General features: G+C 69.2%; 6 protein-coding genes. 1 reads left to right on the top strand and 5 read right to left on the bottom strand.

Annotation, left to right across the window (positions count from 1 at the left end; translation table 11 throughout):
* Positions 1 to 696 (top strand): GntR family transcriptional regulator (locus AC6EI8_RS23915; RefSeq protein ID WP_498383057.1); only part of this gene is annotated, 696 nt, incomplete at its 5' end.
* A gap of 116 nt (positions 697 to 812) precedes the next feature.
* Here AC6EI8_RS23915 and AC6EI8_RS23910 read toward each other — a convergent pair.
* The 5 genes from AC6EI8_RS23910 to AC6EI8_RS23890 form a co-directional block, all read right to left on the bottom strand.
* Positions 813 to 1,442: an SCO family protein gene (locus AC6EI8_RS23910; RefSeq protein WP_498383058.1), complete on the bottom strand. Its 630-nt coding sequence runs from the start codon at positions 1,440 to 1,442 to the stop codon at positions 813 to 815.
* Between the two features lie 216 nt (positions 1,443 to 1,658).
* Positions 1,659 to 2,597 carry a heme o synthase gene (gene cyoE, locus AC6EI8_RS23905; protein ID WP_498383056.1) on the bottom strand — a complete coding sequence of 313 codons (939 nt, stop codon included), beginning with the start codon at positions 2,595 to 2,597 and terminating at the stop codon, positions 1,659 to 1,661.
* Positions 2,594 to 3,766 (bottom strand): COX15/CtaA family protein, encoded by a 1,173-nt coding sequence (locus AC6EI8_RS23900; RefSeq protein WP_149317130.1) that lies wholly within the window; start codon positions 3,764 to 3,766, stop codon positions 2,594 to 2,596. Before AC6EI8_RS23900 ends, cyoE begins: the two co-directional genes overlap by 4 nt.
* A 10-nt stretch (positions 3,767 to 3,776) precedes the next feature.
* Positions 3,777 to 4,436, bottom strand: coding sequence for an SCO family protein (locus tag AC6EI8_RS23895; RefSeq protein ID WP_226108145.1), 660 nt, complete (start codon positions 4,434 to 4,436; stop codon positions 3,777 to 3,779).
* A gap of 18 nt (positions 4,437 to 4,454) precedes the next feature.
* On the bottom strand, positions 4,455 to 5,131 hold a 677-nt coding region (locus AC6EI8_RS23890), incomplete at its 5' end, for an SURF1 family protein (protein ID WP_498383055.1).

The raw sequence follows: 5,131 nt of genomic DNA, 5'->3' as shown, positions 1-5,131 counted from the left end.
GACAGCCCGGAGAACGGCACCGCCGAGGCCTCGGCCACCGAGGCCATCTATCTGAGCCTGCTGTCCGCCATCATGGAACACCGGCTGCTGGCCGGTACCAAGCTGGTCGAGGAGCGGCTGTGCGAGGTGACCGGGGCGAGCCGCGCCCGCATCCGCCAGGTGTTCGCCCGGCTCGCGCACGAGAAGCTGGTCACGCTGGTGCCGAACCGCGGCGCCTTTATCGCCAGCCCGACGGTCGAGGAAGCGCACCAGGTCTTCCAGACGCGCCAAGTCATCGAGCCCGAGCTGGCCGCCACGCTGGCGCGCCACGCGACGCCGGCCAAGGTCCGCAGCCTGCAGCGGCACGTGCAGGAAGAAGACGCGGCGCGCGCGCGCGGCGACCGCGCCGCGGTGATCCGGCTATCGGGGGAATTCCATATCCTGCTGGCGGAAATGGCGGGCAACGCCATCCTGGAGAAGGTCATCCGCGAGATGGTCTCGCTGACCTGCCTGATCATCACGCTGTATGACCGGCCCGGCGCGCCGGCCTGCCCGGAGCACGAGCACCGCGAGCTGATCGCGGCGATCGAGAAGCGCGACGAGGGCGCGGCTCGCGCGGTGATGCGCGAGCATCTGGAACACATCGAAGGATCGCTGGACCTGACCGTGACCGAGGTCGGGGCGCCGGACTTCTACAGCATCTTCAACAAGGGCTGAGCCGCGCGGTACCGAGCACTGAGGCCCGAGGACTCAGGACCGACTGAGGGTTCGGGACTGAGGACACGGGACCAGAGGACTCCGGACCCATGTCCTTGGGGGGTCGATCGAGACGCTCAGGACAGCAGCTGCTTCATGTCCTTGACGATCGGCTCGGTCCCCTGGCCATGGCGGATGAACAGCCGCAGCCGCCCTTCCGGATCGAACACATAGCTGCCGGCCGAATGGTCGACCGTATAGTTGCCCGGCGCGCTGCCGGGCACCTTGGCGTAGAACACCTTGAAGTCCTTGGTCAGCTGGCGCAGCGCCGCCTCGTCGGCGGGCCGCATGCCGAGGAAGCGCGGATCGAAGGCCGGCACGTACTGGGCCAGCAGCGCCTGCGTGTCCCGCTCCGGGTCGACGGTGATGAACAGCACCTGCACGCGGTCGGCGTCGGGGCCTAGCTGCTCCATCACCGTCTTCCACTCGACCATCGTGGTCGGGCACACGTCCGGGCAATGGGTGTAGCCGAAGAACATCACCACCGCCTTGCCCTTGAAGTCCGCCAGCGTGCGCTGCTTGCCGGTGTGGTCGGTCAGCTTGAAGTCCTTGCCGAATTCGCTGCCGCCGGTCACATCGATATTCTGAAAGGTCGGCTTCTGCTGGCCGCAGGCGGCCAGGCCCAGCGCCAGCAGCGCGACCAGCAGAAAGCGCCGCAGCTTGGCCAGGAAGGGGAAGACGGACGAGGAAAACGAGGCGGTGCGCATGGTATCGGTTCGATTGGGCTTGTCCGGGGACATGTCGGCCGCTTGTCGGCGGCTTTGTTGGCGGCTTTGTTGGCGGCGTGTTCGCGTCTTGTTCGCGCTTGTCCGCGTGTGCCGGGCCTGAGGTGGCGCGGCAGGCGCGCCGCCAGCAGCGGCTAGTATCGCCGATCGCGGCGCACCGGGCGTTGGCCGCGACATCTTGTCGCGGCCGGGCCGCCATCACGGCTGCGGCACGAACTTGAAGTAGTGGTCGATCAGGAGCGCGGCGAACAGCAGCGACAGATAGAGGATCGAGAAACGGAAGGTGCGCTGCGCCAGCGCGTCCGAATATTGCCGGTACAGCTTCCACGCGTAGGCCAGGAAGACGCCGCCCAGCACCAGCGCCGCCGCCAGATAGATGTAGCCGCTCATGCCGTAGACGAAGGGCAGCAGCGTGGCCGCGATCATCACCAGCGTGTACAGCAGGATATGCAGCAGCGTGAAGCGCTCGCCATGCGTGATCGGCAGCATCGGCAGGCCCGACTTCGCATAGTCGGCGCGGCGGTACAGCGCCAGCGCCCAGAAGTGCGGCGGGGTCCAGGTGAAGATGATCAGCACCAGGAACCAGGCCTCGGCCGGTACGTCGCCGGCGACGGCGGCCCAGCCCAGCGCGGGCGGCATCGCGCCCGACAGGCCGCCGATCACGATGTTCTGCGGCGTGGCCGGCTTGAGCAGGATCGTGTAGACCACCGCGTAGCCGACAAAGGTGGCAAAGGTCAGCCACATCGTCAGGTCGTTGGTGAACACGTGCAGCAGCCACATGCCGGCGCCGCCCAGCGCCAGCGAGAACACCAGGATCTGGCTGGTGCCGATTTCGCCGGTCGCCGACGGGCGCCACGCGGTGCGGCGCATCAGCGCGTCCACCTTCTGCTCGACCAGGCAGTTGATCGCGAAGGCGCCGGCCGCCAGCAGCCAGATGCCCGCCGCGCCGCCGATCAGCACGCGCCACGGCACCATGCCGGGCGTGGCGAGGAACATGCCGATGATGGCGCAGAAGACCGCCAGCTGCGTCACGCGCGGCTTGGTCAGCGCGGCGTACTGGCGGGCGAGGTGGCGCAGCCGGCTGGGCGGTTGCTGGGTCTGGGTAGCGGTGGTGGCCACGGGAGTCTTGTCTTTCATGAGGCGCGCGCCGTGTCGGCCGGGCGATTTGCGCCGGCGGCATCGGGAGCCGGGGCGTCAGGGGCGGCAGCGGGGGCGCGATCGAATGAACCGGGGGCCGCGGCGGTGGCGGCACGGGTCGCGAGCCCTATATTGTAATTGAGCCTGACCAACAGCATCAGCAGCACCGCCGCGCCGCCATTGTGGGCGACTGCCGGCAAAAGCGGCCAATCCAGCACGATGTTCGACAAACCCGTCGCCAACTGCAGTACCAGCACCGCCAGCAGCCAGTGCGAGGCCCGCGCCAGCGGCGCAAAGCGGCGCGTGCGCAGCGCGAACCAGGCCAGATAGCCCAGCACAACGACCGCAAAGCCGCGGTGCACCCAGTGGATCGCCACCAGGGCCGAATGCGGGATGTAATCGCCGTCGGCCGTCATGCCAAGCTGCCGCCACAGCGTGAAGCCGTGGCGGAAATCCATCTCCGGAATCCATTGCCCGTTGCACAGCGGGAAGTCGGTGCACGCCAGCACCGCGTAATTGGTGCTGACCCAGCCGCCGAGGAAGATCTGGATCACCAGCAGCGCCAGCGCGATCCGCCCGGGCCAGCGCAGGCCGGCCGCGGCCGGCGCGATCGTGCGCGGCGGGTCGCTGCGCGATCCCAGCCAGATCAGCGCCGCCAGCAGCGCCATGCCCAGCAGCAGATGGGTCACCACGATGATCGGCTGCAGCTTCATGGTCACCGTGAAGGCGCCGAACGCGCCCTGCACGCAGACCAGCAGCAGCACGCCGGTGGCGAACCAGGGCGACTGCTTCAGCTCGCGGCGCTTGCTCCAGGCCAGCACCACCAGCGCGATGATCAGCACGCCGACCGCCATGGCGAAGTAGCGGTGCAGCATCTCGATCCAGGCCTTGGCCCAGGTCACCGGCCCGCTCGGCAACGCGGTTTCCGCCGCGCGAATGTGCTCGACGGCGGCATACGGGTTCGAATGGCCGTAGCAGCCGGGCCAGTCCGGGCAGCCCAGGCCCGAGTCGGTCAGCCGGGTGAAGCTGCCGAACATGATCAGGTCCAGCGTCAGGAAGGCGGTGATCCAGACCAGCTTGCGGTATTTGTCGCGGCTGCCGCGGGCCAGCACGTAGCTGAGCGGCAGCAGCGCCAGCAGCAGGCCGATCAGGGCGAGTTGAGTCAGCATGGGCCCTCCATCAGCCGATGCGGTTGTACTTGAGCAGGCGGCTGAGGTCCGAATGCACTTTCTTCGGGTCCGGGTCCTTCGGGAACCGCATCATCAGATTGCCGAGCGGATCGACCAGATACAGCGTCGCCTCGACGGCCTCGCCGTCCGCCGGCGGCAGCCAGCCGCGGATCTGCTCGCGGTCCATGCGCAGGAAGCGCACGCCGGCATAGGGCTCGTTGTAGGCCGCCGTCAGGCGCGGATCGATCGGACCGTCGTCGCTGACCAGCCAGACCGGCACGATGCGCTCGCGCTCCTTGCCCTGGCCGGCCCGGATCTGCCGGATCGTGAACAGCCGCTTCGCGCAGGCCTCGTCGCAGGCGGCGCTGTCGGTCGACACCAGCAGCCATTTGCCCTTGAAGTCCTGCAGCGGCACCGCCTGGCCGCGTTCGTCGGTCACGCGCACCGCCGGCGCCGGGCGCTGCGGCTCGATCAGCGTGCCGTAGTTGGTCTGCCCGCCGGCCGGCCGGAACACGTAGTAGGTCAGATACGAGGCGATGACCGGCGAGGCGCAGACCAGCAGCAGCAACAGCATCTGGATCCGGCCGCGGCGCGTGCGGGCATCGATGCGCGGATCGCTGCGGGAGTCTTGCGGCGCGGCCGGCTTGGCCGTGGCGGGATCGGAAGGCATGGATAGTCGTTGGAGTGATTAATCGTCGTGGCGGGCACCGCCCGCGGGGGCCGCGGCCTTGGCCCCGCCGGCATCCGCCGGCATGGCGAGCCGCCGGGCACGCCGCCAGGTCAGCGCCACCAGCAATACCAGCGTCAGCGCGGCCAGACCATACCACTGAAAGGCATAGCCGTAGTGGCGCTCGACGCCGAGGTCGGCGCTGGCCCAGTCGCGCGCCAGGCCATCGCCGGTGTCGCTGCGCTGCTGCAGCACGAAGGGCTGCAGGGGCGTACCCAGTTCGGCGGCGAAGGCGTCCAGGTCCAGGTTCTGCCGGATGCGTTCGCCGCGCTGGGCATCGGCGCCGCCGAGCTGATAGACCCTGGGCACATCGGCCAGTGCCACGCCCTGCAGCGTCACCGTGCCCTCGGGCGTCGGAAACGGCGCGATGCGGGTGCGATCCTGCGCGTCGCGCGGCAGCCAGCCGCGCAGCACCAGCACGGCGCGGGGGGCTTGCGTGCCAGTGCCAGTGCTGCTGCCGGTGCCGGTGCCGGCGTGCATGCCGTCGAGACCCGCGGCATCGTCGGGCCGCAGCGGAGTCAGCACCAGGAAACCGGAGCGGCTGTCCTGCCCGTTGCCGTGCGGACGGTTTTCCAGCAGCACGGTGTGGGCCGGGTCGAACCGGCCGCGCACGACCACCTTGCGCGAGACCAGATCAG

The organism is Cupriavidus sp. R6-3 (assembly GCF_059772245.1).
Note: the sequence above shows the minus strand (reverse complement) of the source record. Positions and strands in the feature narration are given on the sequence as shown.

Bases quoted from the DNA above. Each gene is read 5' to 3' on its own strand.
- AC6EI8_RS23895 (WP_226108145.1), bottom strand. From the start codon at position 4,436: ATGCCTTCCGATCCCGCCACGGCCAAGCCGGCCGCGCCGCAAGACTCC.
- AC6EI8_RS23910 (WP_498383058.1), bottom strand. From the start codon at position 1,442: ATGCGCACCGCCTCGTTTTCCTCGTCCGTCTTCCCCTTCCTGGCCAAG.
- cyoE (WP_498383056.1), bottom strand. From the start codon at position 2,597: ATGAAAGACAAGACTCCCGTGGCCACCACCGCTACCCAGACCCAGCAA.
- AC6EI8_RS23900 (WP_149317130.1), bottom strand. From the start codon at position 3,766: ATGCTGACTCAACTCGCCCTGATCGGCCTGCTGCTGGCGCTGCTGCCG.